The organism is Marinifilum flexuosum (assembly GCF_003610555.1).
GTDB classification, from domain to species: domain Bacteria; phylum Bacteroidota; class Bacteroidia; order Bacteroidales; family Marinifilaceae; genus Marinifilum; species Marinifilum flexuosum.
The window spans coordinates 866,022-887,193 of the sequence record NZ_RAPQ01000008.1; the positions used below are offsets into that span (position 1 = coordinate 866,022).

General features: G+C 34.1%; 14 protein-coding genes. 12 read left to right on the forward strand and 2 right to left on the reverse strand.

The window, feature by feature from the left end; translation table 11 throughout:
- Window positions 1-118: 118 nt before the first annotated feature.
- Window positions 119-832 carry a pyridoxine 5'-phosphate synthase gene (locus BXY64_RS03840; protein WP_120238613.1) on the reverse strand — a complete coding sequence of 238 codons (714 nt, stop codon included), beginning with the start codon at window positions 830-832 and terminating at the stop codon, window positions 119-121.
- Between the two features lie 105 nt (window positions 833-937).
- Between BXY64_RS03840 and BXY64_RS03845 the strand changes: the two genes are divergently transcribed.
- The 8 genes from BXY64_RS03845 to murI all read left to right on the forward strand — a co-directional run bounded on the left by BXY64_RS03845 (window position 938) and on the right by murI (window position 8,840).
- Window positions 938-1,603 carry a CBS domain-containing protein gene (locus tag BXY64_RS03845; protein ID WP_110361347.1) on the forward strand — a complete coding sequence of 222 codons (666 nt, stop codon included), beginning with the start codon at window positions 938-940 and terminating at the stop codon, window positions 1,601-1,603.
- A gap of 129 nt (window positions 1,604-1,732) precedes the next feature.
- Window positions 1,733-2,617 carry an NAD kinase gene (locus BXY64_RS03850; protein ID WP_120238614.1) on the forward strand — a complete coding sequence of 295 codons (885 nt, stop codon included), beginning with the start codon at window positions 1,733-1,735 and terminating at the stop codon, window positions 2,615-2,617.
- A gap of 208 nt (window positions 2,618-2,825) precedes the next feature.
- The gene (gene porG, locus BXY64_RS03855; protein ID WP_120238615.1) at window positions 2,826-3,491 is read left to right on the forward strand and encodes a type IX secretion system protein PorG; all 666 of its coding nucleotides are present in this window, start codon (window positions 2,826-2,828) and stop codon (window positions 3,489-3,491) included.
- Window positions 3,492-3,494: 3 nt separating this feature from the next.
- A complete protein-coding gene (locus BXY64_RS03860) occupies window positions 3,495-4,241 on the forward strand; it encodes an isoprenyl transferase (RefSeq protein ID WP_120238616.1) in 747 nt (248 codons plus the stop codon).
- Between the two features lie 24 nt (window positions 4,242-4,265).
- Window positions 4,266-6,779: an outer membrane protein assembly factor BamA gene (gene bamA, locus BXY64_RS03865; protein ID WP_120238617.1), complete on the forward strand. Its 2,514-nt coding sequence runs from the start codon at window positions 4,266-4,268 to the stop codon at window positions 6,777-6,779.
- A 76-nt stretch (window positions 6,780-6,855) separates the two neighbouring features.
- Window positions 6,856-7,377, forward strand: a complete 522-nt coding sequence (locus tag BXY64_RS03870; RefSeq protein WP_120238618.1) for an OmpH family outer membrane protein — start codon at window positions 6,856-6,858, stop codon at window positions 7,375-7,377.
- 29 nt (window positions 7,378-7,406) lie between these two features.
- The gene (locus BXY64_RS03875) at window positions 7,407-7,922 is read left to right on the forward strand and encodes an OmpH family outer membrane protein (RefSeq protein ID WP_120238619.1); all 516 of its coding nucleotides are present in this window, start codon (window positions 7,407-7,409) and stop codon (window positions 7,920-7,922) included.
- Between the two features lie 90 nt (window positions 7,923-8,012).
- Entirely contained in the window at window positions 8,013-8,840 is an 828-nt protein-coding gene (gene murI, locus BXY64_RS03880; protein ID WP_120238620.1) for a glutamate racemase, read from the forward strand.
- A 51-nt stretch (window positions 8,841-8,891) separates the two neighbouring features.
- On the opposite strand, the gene BXY64_RS03885 is transcribed toward murI, so the two are convergent.
- A complete protein-coding gene (locus tag BXY64_RS03885) occupies window positions 8,892-9,425 on the reverse strand; it encodes a gamma carbonic anhydrase family protein (RefSeq protein WP_120238621.1) in 534 nt (177 codons plus the stop codon).
- A gap of 440 nt (window positions 9,426-9,865) precedes the next feature.
- On the opposite strand from BXY64_RS03885, the gene BXY64_RS03890 reads away from it, so the two are divergent.
- From BXY64_RS03890 to BXY64_RS03905, 4 genes are all read left to right on the forward strand, one after another.
- Complete coding sequence (locus BXY64_RS03890) at window positions 9,866-12,913, forward strand: SusC/RagA family TonB-linked outer membrane protein (RefSeq protein WP_120238622.1); 3,048 nt, start codon at window positions 9,866-9,868, stop codon at window positions 12,911-12,913.
- 18 nt (window positions 12,914-12,931) lie between these two features.
- Window positions 12,932-14,452: a RagB/SusD family nutrient uptake outer membrane protein gene (locus tag BXY64_RS03895; RefSeq protein ID WP_120238623.1), complete on the forward strand. Its 1,521-nt coding sequence runs from the start codon at window positions 12,932-12,934 to the stop codon at window positions 14,450-14,452.
- A 204-nt stretch (window positions 14,453-14,656) separates the two neighbouring features.
- A complete protein-coding gene (locus BXY64_RS03900; RefSeq protein ID WP_120238624.1) occupies window positions 14,657-17,584 on the forward strand; it encodes a M16 family metallopeptidase in 2,928 nt (975 codons plus the stop codon).
- A gap of 534 nt (window positions 17,585-18,118) precedes the next feature.
- The gene (locus BXY64_RS03905; RefSeq protein WP_120238625.1) at window positions 18,119-21,160 is read left to right on the forward strand and encodes a SusC/RagA family TonB-linked outer membrane protein; all 3,042 of its coding nucleotides are present in this window, start codon (window positions 18,119-18,121) and stop codon (window positions 21,158-21,160) included.
- The last annotated feature ends 12 nt before the right edge of the window (window positions 21,161-21,172 follow it).

Here is a 21,172-nt window from a genome sequence, read left to right on the forward strand (position 1 = left end):
GAATAAATCTGATTTTCTGTGTCGGATATTTTAAACCGAACTCAGGTTACCAGATAATTAGATTGCAAAAAGAAAGGGTGCCGTGCTGGCACCCTTCAAAAAATATATCTTGTAAATATTATTTAAGACATTTTTTATACATCTGTACTGTGTTTTCTAATCCAAAGTACAAAGCATCAGAAATTAGAGCATGACCAATCGAAACTTCGGCCAAATTTGGAATTTCCTGATAGAAATACTGAAGATTTTCCAAACTTAAATCGTGACCAGCATTAATTTCAAGACCTAACTCGTGGGCTCTTTTTGCTGCAGTAACAAATGGACGAATAGCAGCTTCTTTATCTTCCGGATATTCTGTTGCGTAAGGCTCCGTATACAATTCAATACGATCAGTTCCTGTTGCTACAGCACCTTCAACATTTGTTAAATTGGTATCAACAAAAATTGAGGTTCTGATTCCTGCAGCTTTAAATTGAGAAATAATTTCGATTAAAAGATCCTTGTTCTTTACTGTATCCCAACCTGCATTTGAAGTGATGGCTTCTGGTGGATCAGGAACTAAGGTTACCTGCTCTGGTTTTACCTCAAGAACTAAATCGATAAAATCTTGCGAAGGATACCCTTCAATATTGAATTCGGTAGTTACCAATGGTTTTAAATCCCTAACATCTTGATAGCGAATATGTCTCTCATCTGGACGCGGATGAACGGTAATTCCTTCAGCTCCAAAACGTTCGCAGTTAACTGCTGCCTCGCAAACATTAGGAGTATTGCCACCGCGGGCATTTCGTAATGTTGCAATTTTGTTTATATTTACACTAAGTCTAGTCATTTTAATAGAATCTTAATTGATTAAAATGTAAGGTAAGCGCAGTTTAAAAATCGTAACTCATTTACCTATCGGCAAAAATATAAGTAATTCCTAGAAAAACTATTTATGATCGCAAAAGATTTAATTTCTGATGTAGTTCCTGTTTTAAGGGAAACGGATACTGGAATTCAGGCACTAAACTGGATGGAGATTTTTCGTGTATCTCATTTGCCAATTGTGAAAGGAGATGAGTTTTTAGGTTTGATATCGGATAATGATATCTATGACCTAAATCAGGCAGAGGAGCCAATAGGAAAGCAAAAGTTGTCTTTGTTTAGCCCATATGTAATGGAAAATCACCATATATATGATGTTATTGAGATTATATCACGACTTAAACTTACCGTAATTCCCGTTTTAGAAGACGAGAAAACATATGTGGGCCTAATTACGCTTAATGATTTAATGCAGTATATCGAAAGGATTTATTCCGTTCGAGAGCCAGGGGGTATTATTGTGTTGGATCTTAATTCGGTTGACTATTCCCTTAGCGAGATTTCAAGAATTATTGAAAGTAACGATGCTAAAATATTAAGTCTGTATGTGAAGTCAGCGACTGATTCCAGAAAAATAGAGCTCACCATAAAAATAAATCGTAGCAACCTAACCTCAATAATTCAAACTTTTTTACGTTACGATTATACAATAAAGACAACTTATGTGCGTGAAGATGATATGAAAGACATGTTAGAGGATCGTTACAATTCGTTTATGCGATTTCTGAACATCTGATTAAATCTTCAAATCTTTATTGAATTAAGTTTCCCGATCAAGAGAAACTTTTATATTTGCTTTTACAGATATTGAATGCGTTAATGTGGGCAATTGTCTGTGAAAATCAATAAAACAAACACAAATTAGATGAAAATAGCTCTTTTTGGTCGACTTTTTAATGAAAGTTTCACCGATAGCTTTAAACTCATGTTCGACGAGTTTGCCAAACACAATGTGGAGGTAGACATATACGAACCATTTTACGATTTTTTAATTCGTGAAATCAATTTTAAACCACCCGTTAATGGATATTACAAGGGGTGTGATGATTTGAATAAGGATGTAGATTTCGTTTTCTCTATTGGAGGAGATGGAACTTTTCTGGAAGCGGTAACTATTGTGCGAGATGCGGGAATTCCAATTGTAGGGATCAATAGTGGTAGATTAGGATTTATGGCAGATATTGCGCAGGATGAAATTCCACAGGCATTATCAGACATCTTTGAGGGGAATTATACCATCGAGGAAAGGAACTTGCTTCAGTTGGAAACCTCAAAAAATGGATTATTTCCTGAATTCAATTATGCACTTAACGAGTTCACCGTGCATAAGACCGATACAGCTTCAATGATTACCATTCATACATATTTAAATAATGAATATTTGAATTCCTATTGGGCTGATGGTTTAATTATTGCTACACCAACAGGTTCAACAGCGTATTCATTAAGTGTGGGTGGACCTATACTGGTTCCTAATACTCAGAATTTTATTATTTCTCCAATTTCGCCTCATAACTTAACGGTTCGTCCTATTGTGGTGCCAAATTATCATGAAATTACTTTGAAGGTAGAGGGGAGAAGTGATAGCTATTTAGCTTCCTTGGATTCTCGTTCATGTACATTTGACTCTTCAATTGAACTTAAAATAAAAAAATCAGATTTTAAAATTAGAGTTTTAAAATTGAAAACTCACAGCTTTTACGGAACCTTACGCAATAAGCTAATGTGGGGCGTTGATAAACGTAATTAATAATCTAAGTGATACTGTTTTTCATTTTAACAAAATTTAACTCGATAGACATTATATTTTACCCCTGAAATAAGGATTTTTAAGATTATATGTTACTTTTGTAGCTTGTGAATGAAATTTGGGAGAATGCATCCTGTTTTAACAGGGCTTTAAAGCGATATGCGACGCTCTCAAATCAATTTTACAGGTGAAAAACAAACTTGTTTTTATGCGCAGACTGATTTTTGGTATACTTTTTCTTGTCGCTTGTAATTCGGCATTTTCACAAACCAAAGCAGAATTAGGTTTTTTTGGAGGAGCAGCCTATTATATGGGCGATATTAACCATACCTATCATTTTTATTCAAGTTCTGTTGCTATTGGAGGAATTTATCGGTACAACTTTAATACCAGATATTCTTTAAGAGCAAGTATGTTGTTTTCTGGATTAAAAGGAGAAGATAGAGATTTTAAGAATCAATATCAGCGAAATAGAGGAGCTTCTTTTGATACTGATGTGGTTGACCTGTCTTTGCAAGCAGAATTTAATTTTCAACCATTTTGGTCTCCAGGAAAATCAAGAACCAAAAAGTTGGTTCCCTATGTAACGGCAGGTATAGGATATATCGCACCAAGTAGTACCGAGTCATCCTTTACCATCCCAATGGGAGCAGGATTTAAATATAACCTGGGAGGAAGATGGACTGCGGCCTTAGAGTGGAGTTTTAGGAAAACATTCACCGATAATTTGGATCACTTGGATGATCCTCATAGTTTAAACAAAAGCAATTTAATGCACAATAACGATTGGGCATCCTTCTTTGGAATCATGTTTAGTTATAAACTATTTCCAGATAATGAAGAATGTCATTCATACGGTCGACTTGTTAAGTAATATATGTCATTCAAAGAAAAGATTATAAAAGAAAAGTTGCCTTCACATTTGGCAATAATTATGGATGGTAATGGTCGCTGGGCAAAAATGCGTGGCGAGCATAGAATTGTAGGCCATCAGAATGGCGTTGAAGCGGTAAGACAAACTGTCGAAGGAGCCGCAGAATTAGGAATTTCTTACCTAACCCTTTATGCATTCTCAACTGAAAATTGGAATCGTCCACAAGATGAAGTTCTTGGGTTGATGTCTTTATTGGTGGAGGCTATTGAGAATGAAACTCCAACCTTAATGAAGAACAATGTTCGATTAAAGGCCATTGGAAACCTTGATAGTTTGCCAGAGGAGGTAAGAGAAAAATTGAATGGTACCATTAATACAACATCAGTAAATACTGGATTGACTTTGGTTTTGGCCTTGAGTTATAGCTCGAGGTGGGAAATTGTGAATGCGGTTAAAATGATTGCTGATAAAGTGGCTGATGGGGAAATGTCTTCAGAAGATATCGACGATTCAATTTTTGAAAATCACTTGACAACAGCTGGTATTCCTGATCCTGAGTTAATGATTAGAACCAGTGGTGAAACAAGAATTAGTAATTTCTTGTTATGGCAATTGGCTTATGCCGAATTGTATTTTACCGAATTGTTTTGGCCTGATTTTGATAAGGAGGAATTGTATAAAGCCTTATATAGTTATCAAAACAGAGAACGTAGGTTTGGTAAAACAAGTGAACAGTTAACAGATAATTAAGAATTAACCATTATACGCTTAGTAATGATTAAACGATTAACTTTTATTTTAACCCTTTTTATAAGTTTTACTGCGATAGCGCAGGAAACCGATACGATTTACAATCCAGCTCTTTACTACACTTCTCCTAAAACTTACGAATTGGGTGGAGTAACAGTTTCAGGAGTAAAACACCTGGAAACTAACGTGCTTGTGCAAATATCAGGATTGCGTGTTGGATCTCAGCTAGAAGTGCCAGGAGATAAGGTTACTAAGGCAGTTAATAAACTGTATAAACAAGGTTTGTTTTCTGATATTCAGATTACAGCAACAAAGTTAATTGATAAGAAGATTTATTTAAATATTCACTTACAAGAGAGGCCTAGATTATCTGAGGTAAATTATAATGGAACCTCCAAAAGTGAGACTAATAAAATTAAGGAAAGGTTAAAACTTCAGAAAGGAACTCAGGTTACCGATTATATGATCTCAAATATTAGTACTATTGTAGGGAACTATTTCAAAGAAAAGGGGTTCTATAATGTAGATGTTAATGTTTTGCAAAGAGATGATCCAAATGAAGCAAATAGTGTGATTTTGGATATCAATATGGATAGAAATAATAAGATTAAGATCAAGAATATCTTTATTGAAGGTAATAATGCTCTTACTGATAAGAAAGTAAAGAAGGCAATAAAAGGATCTAAAGAAAAACGATTAAGAAACTTTTTTAAATCATCTAAGTACATCGAAGAAAAGTGGTACGAAGATAAGATTGGTTTGATTACCAAATATAATGAACAGGGGTATAGAGATGCGATTATCATTTCAGATAGTATTGAACAGGTTTCTGATGACAGAGTTAATCTGTATTTAAAACTAAAGGAAGGAAGTCAGTATTTCTTTAATGATATTAGTTGGGTTGGAAATACTGTTTATACCAGCTATGACTTGGATAGAGTTCTAAAGGTTAAGCAAGGTGATGTATACAATCAAAGCTACTTGAATGAACGATTAAGAGAAGATGATGATGCAGTAAGTAATTTGTATTTGGATAATGGATATCTATTTTTTAATGTGAATCCTGTTGAAAGGGTAATTGGAAAGGATTCGATTAATATCGAAATGCGAATGGTTGAAGGTAAACAAGCCACAATTGATCGTGTTAATATTGTAGGTAATACTAAAACTCACGAGCATGTTGCACGAAGAGAATTGTATACTTATCCAGGTGAACTGTTTAGTAAGTCTGATATCATTCGTTCTGTTCGCGAACTGGCACAACTTGGTCACTTCGATCCAGAGGCAATTAACCCTGATATAAAACCGCATCCAGAAAGTGGAACGGTTGATATTACATATGAATTGGCTGAAAAAGCAAATGACCAAATTGAGCTTTCAGGTGGTTGGGGTGCAGGTATGATTATCGGTACTGTAGGATTAAGATTCTCAAACTTCTCTATACGAAATATCTTTAACAAAGAAGCTTGGAGTCCACTACCTACTGGTGATGGTCAAACATTAAGTATTCGTGCTCAAACAAATGGATCTTATTATAACTCATATAGTTTGTCATTTACAGAGCCTTGGTTAGGTGGAAAAAAACCTACCTCATTGAGTACGTCAATTTATTATTCGCAGCAAACAGGCTTTAATCGTAATGCATATTACTATTCGCAAGGTTCTGATCGTTTTGATACAGGACAAAGTCAAAAGATTTTTGGTGCTAGTGTTGGATTGGCTCGTCGTTTGAAGTGGCCAGATGACTATTTTTCTTTATACAACGAGGTAAGTTATCAGAATTTTAGATTAAAGAACTGGGCCTATTATTTGATTTCGGATGGAACTTCAAATAACTTTAGTTTCACCACTACATTGTCTAGAAGCTCTATTGATAATCCATTATATACGCGTAAAGGATCTTCTTTCTCATTGAGTTTGAAATTTACGCCTCCTTACTCTTTGTTTGAGGATTTGGATTATGAAAGAGCAGATGATGATGAAAAGTACAAATGGATTGAATACCATAAGTGGGTATTTAAAGGCAAGATGTATAATGGATTACTTCCTAAAAATGACAAATTAGTGCTTTATACCGGTGCGGAGTTTGGTTATTTAGGATATTACGACAAACACAAGAGATCACCATTCGAAGGTTTCGAAGTTGGTGGCGATGGAATGTCGGGTTATAGTATGTATGGTAGTGATAATATTGGAGTTAGAGGTTATGAAAATGGGTCTCTTACACCAATTCAAAATGATGGAAGACGTTTAGGTGGTAATGTTTACTCTAAACTTACTGCTGAAGTTAGATACCCATTGTCTTTAAGTCAATCGGCAACAATTTATGCATTGGCATTTGCAGAGGCAGGTAACTCTTGGTATGATTTTGAAGATTTCCAGCCATTCAACTTAAAAAGATCTGCTGGTGTTGGTTTAAGAATTTTCTTACCAATGTTTGGTCTTTTGGGAATTGACTGGGCTTATGGTTTTGATGAAGCTAATCTACCTGGACAAAACGGTAGTCAGTTCCATTTTGTAATTGGTCAACAATTTTAACATATTTTAAGGGTTGAGTATTGACTACTCGTTTAATTTAGCTTAATTTAGAGTTTGTTTGTAAAAAGGCTTTTATATGAAACGAATAATCTTATTGATAATAGTATTATTAGTTTGTTTAGGAGATGTATATTCTCAACAACGCTATGGATTTGTCGATACTGAATACATCTTAAATAAGATTCCTGATTATAAAAATGCGCAGGAGCAATTGGATCAATTTTCAAAAAAATGGCAAAATGAAATTGAAAGTGTTGCTGCTGAAATTAAAGAATTACATACAAAGTTTAGGGCTGATGAGGTTTTTTTATCATCAGAAATGAGAGTAAAGAGAGAAAAAGAAATTCATGATAAAGAAGTGTTAGCTCAAAAATTGCAGCAAAAATACTTTGGTCGAAATGGAGAACTTTACAAAAAGAGACAAGAATTAATGAAGCCTATCCAGGATGATATCTATGAGGCAATCAAGGAGATAGCGAAATCTGGAAGTTATGGTATGATTATTGATCGTGCTAATGGGCCGACAATCATATACAGTAATGCAAAATTTGATTTAAGTGATAAGGTGCTGTATAAATTGGGTATAAGAACTAAATAAATATCAAATAAAAACTAACTGAGTATACTATGAGACAATTTTTAAAAGTAACATTAGTAGCCACTTTCCTTCTTACAGGAGCTAACTTATTTGCACAAACTGTAAAATTAGGACATATTAATTCAAATGAATTATTGTCTATAATGCCTGAAAAAGAGCAAGCTCAAAAGCAAATCCAAGCAAAAGCAGAAGAATACGATAAGCAAATTCAGGAAATGAAAGCTGAGTATCAAAAATTAGCTCAGGCATATATTGCAGAAAGAGAAACTTTAACAGATGCAGTTAGAGCAATCAAAGAAAAGGAAATTCAAGAACTTCAAAATCGTATGCAAACTTTTGATGGTTTTGCACAACAAGAACTTCAAAAAACGCAGAATGAATTATTGAAACCAATTTTTGACAAAGCATCTAAAGCAATTAAAGATGTTGGAGCTGAAAATGGATTTACATATATTTTGGATATTAGTACTGGTGTTATCTTGTTTAATTCAGATAATAGTACTGATGTTATGCCATTGGTAAAAGCTAAATTGGGTCTACAATAGATATTCTTATCAAGATATTATGTAGAAAGGTGGTATTTTAATACCACCTTTTTTATTTTTACCAATCATGATGTAGTAAAAAATAAGTGCATGAATAATAATAGGCAAGCAATAGGAGTATTTGATTCTGGATACGGAGGTTTGAGTATTTTAAATGAATTCTTGAAAGAATTACCTGAGTATGATTTTATTTATTTGGGAGATAATGCACGAAGCCCTTATGGAACCAGATCGTTTGATGTGGTATATGATTATACATTGCAGGCTGTGGAACAATTGTTCTCTATGGGATGTGAATTGGTTATACTGGCATGTAATACTGCCTCAGCAAAGGCGCTGCGTACAATTCAGCAATGTGATCTACCAAAGATTAATCCCAATAAACGTGTGTTAGGGGTTATAAGACCAAGCGTTGAAGAGATTGGACTGTTAACTAAATCGAAGCATGTAGGTGTTTTTGGAACTGTTGGAACAGTACGTTCAAATTCATATCCGTTAGAAATTAAAAAACTATTTCCGGATATCAAGGTGATACAGGAAGCTTGCCCAATGTGGGTTCCTTTGGTAGAAAATAATGAGTTTCACACCGAAGGGGGGCGATATTTTATTAAAAAGAATATTGATAGTCTTTTAAAAAGGGAACCTGAGATTGATACGATAATTTTAGGTTGTACTCATTACCCATTATTGAGGGATGAAATCCGAAAATTTCTTCCCGATAACATTCAGCTAATTTCCCAGGGTGAAATTGTAGCGAATAGCTTAAAAGATTATTTGGTCAGGCACCCGGAGATGGATGTTAGATGTTCAAAAAAATCGGAAAGAGAGTTTTATACTACAGAATTTGTTGATAGTTTTGAGGAAAAGGCAAGTAGGTTTTTAAATCTTAGCCTGAGAGCTAGACATATATCATATTAAATAAAAATAGCCTTCATATATGTGAAGGCTATTTTTTAGAATAAATCTCTACTATTTGATTGTCTCTTCGTCAGTTTGATACCAGCTTGCGTACATGGCATAGCTGTTCGCTATTCTATTGATTTCACCTTCAAGAAGTTCAGGACTGATCTCTTTAATTTTCTTAGCTGGAGAACCAGCATAAACACTACCTGATTCTACGTGAGTTCCTTTGGTAACAACTGAACCAGCAGCAATAATTGAATTGCTTTCGATTACAGCATCGTCCAATACAACGGCTCCCATGCCAATTAGTACATTGTCTTTAATGGTACAGCCATGCACAACTGCATTGTGTGCAATAGAAACATTATTTCCAATATTGGTTGGTGACTTTTTATATGTAGCATGTATGGTTGCATTGTCTTGAACATTTACATTGTTGCCTAGCTTAATGTAATGAACGTCTCCGCGAAGAACGGCACTATACCAAATGCTACAATCGTCTCCCATTTCAACATTTCCTATGATAGCTGCATTTTCGGCAAGAAAGCAGTTTTTACCAAATTTTGGTGATTTTCCATTTAAATCTCTAATAATAGCCATTCTTATTTAGTTTGATTATAAATACAAAGATAATCAAAATAAAATCTGATACTTAAAGCATGCGTATGTTGTAAAAAAAAGTTATGCAAACGATAGCGCAACTACAAAGATTATCAATTGAATATGAGTTTTGTTAATTAAAATCAATCTGAATAAAAGTTATTGTTTATTCATTAATGGATTAAGAAATAATAAATTTATGACAATTAAATTTGAATATTTAACATTTTTTTACAACTTTGATGGCGACTAATTAATAGGGGTATTAATAGAAATATGGTGAATATTATCGTAGGGGTGCAATAAAATCACCTATTTAGTCAAAAATAAAACAATTCAAAGGGGTATGTATTCTGTCTACAGCTTAACTAGGGATTAAGCTTAGAATTCATATATGAATAATTATTTAATAAATTAATTAATCCACTAACTAAAAATTTATGAAAAAAAGTTTAGTTTCGACGCTAATCCTAATGTTTATAGGATTGCAGGGGCTTTTAGCTCAAAGTCGAGAAGTTTCTGGGATTGTTACATCGGCCGAAGATGGACTATCAATACCAGGGGTTTCCGTAATCGTTAAAGGTACTACCATCGGTACCTCTACAGACTTCGATGGAAAATACTCAATTAATGTTCCTGAGGGAGAGAGTATTCTTGTTTTTTCTTTCGTTGGTATGACTGCTCAAGAACTTGCGGTTAAAGGATCTACCATGAATGTTGTAATGCAGCCTGCATCAGTTGATGTTGATGAAGTAATGGTTGTTGCTTATGGTACCGCTAAAAAGGAGTCATTTACTGGATCTGCATCTGTGGTGAAAAAAGATGATATCGTAAAAGTTTCTGGTGGTATTGGTAAAGTAATTCAAGGTAAAGTTGCTGGTGTTACTGTTATGGGTGGTGATATTCGTATCCGTGGATTCGGTTCGTTCTCAGCTTCATCTTCTCCTCTATATGTTGTAGATGGTGTTGTTGGTGCCCCTAAGCCAAATGATGAAGATATCGAAAACTTTACAGTGCTAAAAGATGCGGCATCTACTGCATTGTATGGTTCACGTGGTGCTAATGGTGTAATCATTATTACTTCTAAAAAAGGTAAAAAAGATAAAAAACCTACGTTTGAGGTTAAGTATCAGCATTCTGTAGAAAAAATGATTGAGCCTGAATGGGAATTAATGAATGCAGGAGAATATTATCAGCACCAATTTAAAGGAATGGTTAACTATGTAGGAGAAAGCAGAGCTTATACTTACTTTAACTATTATATGAATAATAAAAATCCTTATAATATGGCTGAGCCATTCAATTTAGATGGTTCACTTAAAGAAGGTGCTAAGTTATTGTATGATACAAATTGGAAAGATGAAGCTCTTGAAAATGCATCTAAGGATGAAATATATGTTGCAGCAAGTGGTGGATCAGAAAATTCTAATTACCATTGGTCAGCACGTATGTATAAGTATGATGGATTTGTGCGTACTTCAAAAAGCAAAGGGGCAAATACTCGCTTTAATTACACTATTGACTTGCGTGATAACTTAAAAGTGAATGTTAACTCAACGATATCTTACTACGAAGGTTCGGGTACTTATACAACTAAGGCGAATGAAAATAACCACTTGTATTTGTCATACGTACTTTCTCCTGCTGCTCCTATGTATCAATTGAATCAGATTGATAATGGTGATGGTACTCATAGCTATGAATATGTTCTGGATAAACAAGGAAACAGAGTTTATGACTATTCAAACCCTAACTACAAAAATTACAATCCAATTGGTTTGATGGAAGCAGATTTTGATGACAATTATGGTTTTTCAGCTTTTTTTGCTCCGTCTATTACTTATGAAGTAATTGATGGGTTAACATTAAAAGGTCAGCTTTCGGGAAGATTAAATACTAGAAGAGGAGATTCGTTCCAGAATCCATACTATGGATCAGGTTCAACTGAGAATGGACTTTCTACTAAAGAAACCTATCATACAATGGATTGGACCATGCATACTTCTGCAAACTACAAGTTTGAAGTTGGTGATGATCACTCATTTGATGTGATTGTTGGATACGAAGCTGCAGATTATGACTATCAAGATTTCTATGCTACTAAGAATGGTTATTCTCTAGGTGATATTTCGACTGAATTGTCAACAGGTAATAGTCCTAGATATGCTGGATCATCTACAACTGAAGTTGGTTTGATCTCTTATCTTTCTAATTTGAATTATGACTTTAGAGATAAATACTATATGTCTGCTTCATTCAGACGTGATGGATCTTCAAAATTTGGTGAAGATAATAAATGGGGTAATTTCTGGTCAGTAGGTTTCTCATGGAGAATTTCTGAGGAAAACTTTTTATCAGCAGATTGGATTACCAACTTGAAGCTAAGAACTTCTTACGGTGTATTAGGTACTAACGATATTGGTAATTATAAGTTTGGTGATTACTATAGCCTTGGTGCAAACTATGGTGGTATCACTGGTGTTTCTCATACAAACTTACCTAATGCTCAATTAGGATGGGAAGAATCAGACAACTTCTCAGTGGGTGTAGATTTCGATTTATTCGATTCTAAATTGAGTGGTACAATTGAGTATTTTAATAAGAATACTGATGGTTTATTATATAATGTGCCTCTTCCTACTACTACCGGGTTCCCATCTGTACTAATGAATATTGGTGAAATGCAGAATTCAGGTTTTGAAATGGAGTTGAGTGGAAAGATCCTTTCTGGAGAATTCAATTGGAATGCTGATCTTACTATGACTTATATTAAAAATGAAATTAAGTCATTGCCAGTTGATCAGGTAATCCAAGGTACCAAACGTTGGATTGCTGGTGATAGCCGTTATGAATATTATATTAGAGAATGGGCTGGCGTAGATCCTGAAGATGGTAGAGCTCAGTGGTATATGGATCAAGAAAATGCAGATGGAACTGTAGAAAAAGTGAAAACAAAATCTTACAGCAAGGCTACAAGATACAATATGGGTCAGTCTACTCCAAAATTCTTCTTTGGTTTAAATAACAACCTATCGTACAAAGGATTTGATTTCTCTGTTCAAACAGTTGCAGCTTTTGGTCACAAAATTTATGATGGTCAATACCAAACATTCATGCACGATGGATCAGGTAAAGCTACTAACTTGGCAAAAGATGCATTGAATTCATGGACTCCGGAAAATACTAATACTGATATCCCAAAATATAGATGGGCTAACAATACAAGTAGTAATTCAACATCATCAAGATGGTTAGTAGATGGTGATTTCGTTAAAATCAAAAACATCACATTGGGTTATACTGTTCCAGAAAGATTTTTGGATAAAATGTTCTTGAATTATGCAAGAGTATTTATGACTGTGGACAATGTACACTCTTTCTCTGATTACAAGTCTGGAGATCCTGAAATCAGTCTAGCAGGTGTTAGTAATGGATATTCTTTCAACCCTGCCACTACTTACAGAATGGGTATCAATATTAAATTTTAATCGGATTACTAAGAAATTATGAAAAAATATATTTTATTATTGTTCGCAGCTTCATTCTTTTTCTCGTGTAGTGAGGATTTGATTGAAGTGGATCCTACAACTAAGGTTCCAGCTAAGGACGTTTATAATACTGAGGATGCTATTGATGCGGTTCGCATTGGTATGTATTCGCAATTAGCTTATAGAGGAGATGGTGCTCTTTACACTTTAATGTTTCCAGTTTTAGGTGATATTCTTGCTGATGATATGGTGTATGGTGATACATGGTATCAGGTGTGGGGAACTGAGTATGCTTATGAAACTAGAGCAACCAGTAGTGGTCCAAAACAAATTTGGAATCAATCATATTATTCTGTTGAAATTACAAATACTATGATTCATGAAATTGATTATAGTAAGGTTGAAGGCTTTTCGGAAGATAAAGCGAAGCAGTATGTTGCGGAAGCTAAAGCGGTAAGAGCAATGGTTCATGTTGATTTAGCACGTTATTTTGGTAAAGCTTATCACTTGGATAATGGATCTTCAAAAGCAGTTCCTTATGTAGATAAGATTGGTTATTCTTCAACTCCAGGTGTTGTAGATCTTCCAGAAAGAAATACAATGAAGGATATTTATGCTAAGGCAATTACTGATTTGAATGCAGCAATTCCTGATCTACCTCTTGTAAATGCTGGTAATTCAAGATACATGAATAAAAATGCAGCTTATGCTATTTTAGCAAGAATTTACATGGATATGCACATGTATACTGAAGCAAAAGCTGCAGCTACTAGCGCTTTAGAAGGTGTTAACTTAATGAACAAGGATACTTACTACCAAGGAGGATTGTCAAGAGTTAATGACGAAAGTTTATTGGTATTTGTAAGTGATAAAGATAAGTATTCTAAGTGGAGAACATTTACCTCCTTTCATGACAACTGGGATGGAATGGGTGATGACTTCCGTGCTAATGAAACTTTGGTTGCATTGTTTGCTGATAATGATTTAAGAAAACACTTTTTCTCACCAGAATCTGACCATGAGAATGGTTCAGGTTATGAATATCATAAGCACTACTTAAAATATCCAGGATACGGTGTTACTGTAGGAAAAACAAGCTTAGGATACTATACTTATGGAAAATTCCCTCGTATTGATGCCGTAATTGGTGAAACAAAAGGTTCTTTAGGACTTGGTGAGTACAATTACATTCGTGGATCTGAAATGGTATTAATCATTGCAGAGTGTGCAGCTCGTGAAGGTGCTTCGGGTGAGACTGAAGCTAAGAACAAATTACTTGAAATTCAGCAAAGAATGATTTCTGGAGCAAGTTTATCAACTAACTCAGGACAAAACTTAATTGATGAAATCATTGTTGAGTATAGAAAAGAAATGTTCGGTGAAGGTCATGGTCATAGATTAATGTTACGTTTAGGTAATGGTTTAAAACGTACAGGTGGTAATCATACTGCACTTTTAAATCTTCCAGCAGGAGATCCTAAATTCCAGTGGCCAGTTCCACAATCAGAATTAGATACGAATCCAAACTTAGCTAAATAAGAATATTTAAATATTGAGCTAGTTTGAAAATATAGGAAGCCTGGTCTTTAAGTTTATGGCTATGGCTTCCTTTTTTTATACAATATCATATTGTGTTATGTAATATTCCCTGTCTCTCATGACGGTATACATCCCTATTTTACCGTTTATTTTAATTCTTAAAAGAAAATATATTTCATTAGTAAAAAAGGAAAATTAGATCTTATGAAATTTAAAAAACTTATTTCATTACTCGCTTTGTTTGTGGTTGTTACCTCTAGTGTGTTAGCTAGTGACCTAAACAATATTAAAGAGTATAAATTAAAAAACGGATTAACAGTAATCTTACATGAGGATAAGCATGCCTCTGATGTTTTTGGCTATGTTGTAACAAAAGCCGGAGCAAAAGAAGATCCAGTGGATCAGGAAGGGATCGCTCACTATTTGGAGCATATGCTATTTAAAGGCAATGAACAAATTGGTACGATTAATTGGGAAAAGGAAAAAGTATATATCGATAAGATTTATGCTTTATATGAGAAGTTAAAAAGTACAAAGGATAAAAAGGAAGAAGCTGAGATTCAAAAAGAAATTAATGAACTTTCCAAAGAAGCAGCTCAGTATGCTTGTCAAAATGAATTGGACAAAGTTCTTAAAGACATTGGTTCTACCGGGTTGAATGCAAACACTAGTTGGGATAGAACAGTGTACATGAATAGCTTTCCTGATTTTCAACTTGAGAAATGGCTAAAAATCTATAGTGATCGTTTTATTAACCCTGTTTTTAGAGGATTTCAGGCTGAATTAGAGGTTGTTTTTGAAGAGAAAAATGAATCTTTGGATAACAGAAACAGGAAAATGTATGAAGAATTGCTTGCAAAAGTATTTGACGGTCATGAATATAGTAGAACTGTTTTAGGACGTGTAGAGCATATTAAAAAGCCTTCATTGGTAGCCATGAAAGAATTTTATGACAAGTATTATGTGCCTAATAATATGTGTCTAATTTTAACAGGAAACTTTTCCTCTTCTGAAGCTCAGCCATTAATTGATAAATATTTTGGACGTTGGGAGTCAAAAGATCTACCTAAAGAAGAAGTAAAACCTGTTAAAGATTTTAAAGGGGGAGAGAGCTTAGCTTTAAAATTAGGATATTCAAGAAGAGGATCTTTAGTTTATCGTACAGTTAATAATAAACATGAAGATGCTGTTACTTTAGAATTTGTTGCTCAATTGTTATCTAATTCAACGGAAACTGGATTACTTGATCAGTTAAGATTAGATAAAAAAGTAGGTGGAGCTTACAGTTCTAATATGAACTTAAATGATCATGGTATTTTTACCATCGATTACTCTCCTAAACTTCGTAAAGAAGTAATGATTGAAAAGTATAAGCAAACAGGAAGATATGAGCCTGTTTATGAATCATTTAATGGGGCAGAAAAATTGATGCTTGCTCAGGTAGAAAAATTAAAGAATGGTGAATTTGAAGACTGGAAAATTGATGCTATAAAAAAGGACTTGATAAAAGATTTTGACTTGTCACTAGAAAATAATGTGCGAATGGGAATTCTTTTAGGGGATGTATTTCAAAAAGGTTCTGATTTGAAAGAATTAAAGTCTTATGCCTCAAAGATTAAGTCAATCACTAAAGAAGATATCATCAATTGTGCTAAAAAATATTTAGGTAACAATTATTTGGCACTGAATGCATACGAAGGAAAGCCAAAACAAAAGAAGATAGAAAAGCCAGGTTACGAACCTATTGAACCTGTTGCTGGGAACCTTTCAAATTACGCTAAAGAAATATTCGATACAAAAAATACAAATTCAAAGGAAGATTATGTTGATTTTGAAAAAGATTTTGTGTGTGAGAATATTAGAGATGGTGTTGAACTATATTATGCTGAAAACCCTCATAATGATGTATTTAGTCTTAGAATAAGCTATGGTGCAGGAAATCATCAAATAAAAGATCTTGAATATGCTTCTGGCTTAATGAATTATGCCGGAACATTGAAAAGAGATATCAGTAGCCTAAAAGAAGAATTTGCTAAAATTTCATGTAATTATAGTATCTATAGTACAGACAATGAGTTAATCGTTTCTGTTAATGGAGATGAGAAATATTTGGATAATGCTTTAAAGTTAATTACTGAGTTATTGTTGATTCCAAATTTGGATGAAGAAAAACTTGAACTACTAGTGAATTCGCAAATTTCATCTCGCTACTATGAGAAACAAAGTGTTGGGGCAGTAGCTAATGCTCTTCGTCAGTATATTCTTTATGGAGAAAAATCTGATTATTTAGACAGAAAAACCATTGATGATCTGGATAAATTATTGGTAAGTAAACTAGTTGGTGTTTATCAGGATGCCACAAGTTATGGCGTAGAAATGCATTACTGTGGGGCAAAAGACTTCAACTCAGTTAAGCAATCAATAATTAGTAATTTGAACTTTAAGTCTGATTTGAAACCAAGATGCGAAAAGTTTTCGCGTGAAATGAATAAGGTTGAAAATGATGAAATTTATTTTGTACACGATGCTGATGCTGTTCAATGTAATATTTTCTTATTTGTAAATGGTGAGATATTCAATCCTGCAGACCTTTCAAAAATTATGGCATTCAATAATTATTTTTCTGGTGGATTCAGTGGAATAGTGTTGCAAGAAATTCGTGAAAAAAGATCACTTACATACGGTGCAAGTGCACAATATGGTTTTGGACTTAAAAGCAAGCCAGGATATTTATTGGGTGGTACTAAAACACAAGCAGATAAAACGGTTGAAGCTGTTAAGGTATTTAAGGACATTGTTAAAAATATGCCTGAAAAACAGGACAGAATTAAGAATGTTAAAAGTTATTTGACACAATCATTAATGTCAGGTAAGCCAAGTTTCAGAAGTATGACTCCAACAGTGAGCCGATGGAAAGAGTTAGGATTTACTGAAGATCTAAATCATAAAATGGTTAGTGAAATTAATGAACTGCAATTTGAAGATATTAAAGACTTTTATAAGAAAAGTATTGCTGGAAAACCAATTGCTATTTGTATTGTTGGAAACAAATCAAAAGTAGATGTTAAGGGATTAAAACAAATCAGTAAGCTTAAATTTATTTCAAAATCGAAACTATTTTCAAGTAAATAAGAGAGTTTTAGTTAGTTGACTTTATATGGAAAGCTGTTCTGATTTATAATCAGAACAGCTTTTTTGTTTTTTATATATTTTGAGATGTGTTTAGTATTTAATTTGAATCTAAATACAAAAAAAATAAGAGATGTATGCCTTTATCTTTTCTGGGAGATTTATTTACGCAAACGATTTAGATAACAATGTTGAATATCAATATGGTAATAAGGTTTTAATTTGAAAGGAATAATAAACAATTTACTATTATATTGTAAGAGAACTGAAGGGCAATTATTTAGAATTAAAAAGTTTGAGAAAAAAAAAGATTTGAATTTTTAAGAATTTTTTACACTTTTGACACCTCAGATTTGGTAGGGGTATCGAAATCTGAGAGTTGGATATTTTAATTTAGGGGTATATTATCTGATTCAACTTTAATAAAAAATATTCTAAAGGGAGAATATGCTTTCTATAAATCTAATGGGGAAATTAGTTTATAGAATTTACATATAGATGTGTATTAATTGTTAATTAACCACTAACTAAAAATTTATGAAAAAAAGTTTAGTTTCGATGCTAATCCTATTTTTTGTAGGATTGCAGGGCGTTCTAGCTCAAAATCGAGAAATTTCAGGGGTGGTAACTGCAGCCGAAGATGGCTTGTCTGTTCCTGGCGTTTCCGTAATTGTAAAAGGTACAACCATCGGTACCACAACCGACTTCGATGGTAAATACTCTTTAAATGTTCCTGAAGGTGAAAATGTATTGGTTTTTTCTTTCGTAGGTATGACTACACAAGAAGTAGCTATTACTGGCTCAACTTTAAATGTAGTAATGGAAAATGAATCCATTGGTGTTGAAGAAGTAATGGTTGTTGCTTATGGTGTAGCTAAGAAATCTAGTTTTACAGGTTCTGCAGCCACTGTTGATGCTGATGCATTGAAAGATACACCGGTAACTTCTTTTGAGAAAGCACTTTCTGGAAATGTTCCAGGTCTTCAAGTATCAAGTGCTTCTGGTCAGCCAGGTGCTGCTACAGAAATCCGTATTCGCGGTATTGGTTCTTTTTCAGCGGATCAAAATCCATTGTATGTAATTGATGGTGTGCCAGTTACTACTACTTCCACAGGTGTGAAGTATAGTGGCGAGGAAGGGTCTACAACTACTCCATTATCAACAATTAACCCTGCAGATATTGAGTCTGTAACAGTTTTGAAAGATGCCGCAGCAGCTTCTCTTTATGGTTCTCGTGCAGCTAATGGTGTAATTGTAATTACCACTAAGCAAGGTAAATCGGGTAAGACTAAATTTAATTTTAGTACTTCTCACGGTATTACCGATTTGGCAATGGATAACTTTGAAACTGTAAGTGGTGAGGAATTTATCATGCTTCAAAGAGAAGGTATGATGAATACTGCTATTGACAAGAAAGGTTTAACAGGTACTGCTGCTGAAGATTACGTAAATACTGAGATGGCTAAGTATTTCCCAACTCCTGCAAATGGTAAATTTACAGATTGGGATGATGAGTTACTAAGACAAGGACAAATTCATAATTATGAATTATCTGCTTCAGGAGGAAATGAAAAGACTACTTTCTTTGCATCTGTAAGTGCAAATCAAACTGATGGTGTTGCTCGTAATTCTGATATGGAAAGAGTAACTGGTCGCTTGAACTTAACTCACAAAGCAACTGATAAGCTTACCTTGAACACTAATATATCATTAGGTTCTGTGAAGCAAAATATTGCATTGGGAGGTTCTTACTATGCCAATCCATTTGCTTCTTCAAGATTGTTCTTATTGCCTACTGATATGGTTAAAAATGAGGATGGTTCTTACACTGAAAGATCTCGTTTTGGGTTCTACAACATGGTTAGAGAGTATAGCTTGAATGAGCGTTCTTCAGATACATGGAGAAATACTATCAACTCTTCTTTGAAGTATGACATTATTGAAGGATTGACTTTCAAAACTACTTTCTCTTACGATTGGTTAAACACTGATAACTTGATTTATTCTTCTCCTCTTTCAAGAGCTGGTAAAGCTAATAAGGGTGAGGTATACAGAAGAAACAACAAGAACATGGTGATGACTTCTTCAAACATCTTGACTTATGACAAGACTATCAATGAACAGCACCATTTTAATGTGTTGTTAGGTTATGAGGTTGAAGAAAATAGAAGAAAATCATCTACTGCCGAAGGTTACAACGTACCACAGGGTATCAAAGTAAATGATGGTGCAGCTAAGCCAAACACTGTTTCAGGTTACGATGATAAGAGTACTCTTCTTTCTTATATCGGAAAGATCGATTACGATTTCATGAATAAATACTATATCTCTGCTAGTATCCGTCGTGATGGTTCATCTAAGTTAGGTGATGATGAAAGATGGGCTAACTTCTGGTCTGTATCTGGATCTTGGAGAATGACACAAGAAGAATTCTTAAGCGGTGTTGAGTGGTTAGACGATTTGAAGGTTAGAGCTTCTTACGGTACTAACGGTACTCTTCCTGTTGATTGGTATGCTCACCAAGCACTTTATTCAGTAAATGCTTACAATGGAGAGCCTGCATTAGATTATTCGCAAATTTCAAATGCTGAGTTGTCATGGGAGGAAAGTAAGAACTTAAATATTGGTACAGATTTTAGAATTTTTAGCAGAATCAACGGTAGTTTCGAATATTTTGTGAAGAAAACCGAATCTATGTTGATGGAAGTACCATTGTCAAGAGTTACAGGTTTCAGCAGTATGTGGCAGAATATTGGTGAGATGGAAAATAAAGGTTGGGAATTCACTTTGAATGCAGATATTTTGAAAGATTCTGAATTGAAGTGGAATGCATCTTTAAACTTATCTCATTATAAGAATGAAATTACAAAGTTGAGCAACGGTGAAACTATTTTCGATTTCCCTTACATTAGAAAAGAAGGTGAAGCTTATAATACTTTCTATTTAAGAGATTGGGCTGGAGTTGACCCAACTGACGGAGCTGCTCAGTGGTATGTTCAGGAAGATGGAAAGCGTGCTAAAGACGAAAATGGTAACTTCATTAAAACTAAAAATCCAGGTGCTGCAGCAAAAGCTATCGTTGGAAAAGCTGACCCTAAGCTTCAGGGAGGTATTAACAACAGCCTAAGCTATAAAGGATTTAACTTGAACTTTTTATTCAACTTCTCTCTTGGTGGAGATGTATACAACCATGCTGGTTACAGCCAATGGTCTGACGGAAACGAGCATGCATATGCTATTGGTAAAGACCAGTTGAAGAGATGGCAGAATGCTGGTGATAATACCAACATGCCTAAGCGTTACTACGATAGTGATACCAGATCTAACTGGAACTCTTCACGTCGTGTCTTGAAAAATGATTACCTAAGATTAAAATCATTAACATTAGGATACAACTTGCCAAAAGCTTGGATTGAGAAAATGTCTATCGCTAATGCTAAGATTTATTTTACAGGAACTAACTTGTTAACTTTTAGTTCTCAGGATGTATTCGATGTAGAGCAACCAGTTCACGGTTCAACTACTTGGGAAATTCCAACTGTGAAAACTTACATGATCGGTCTTAATATTGGATTTTAATTAATTGAGAAG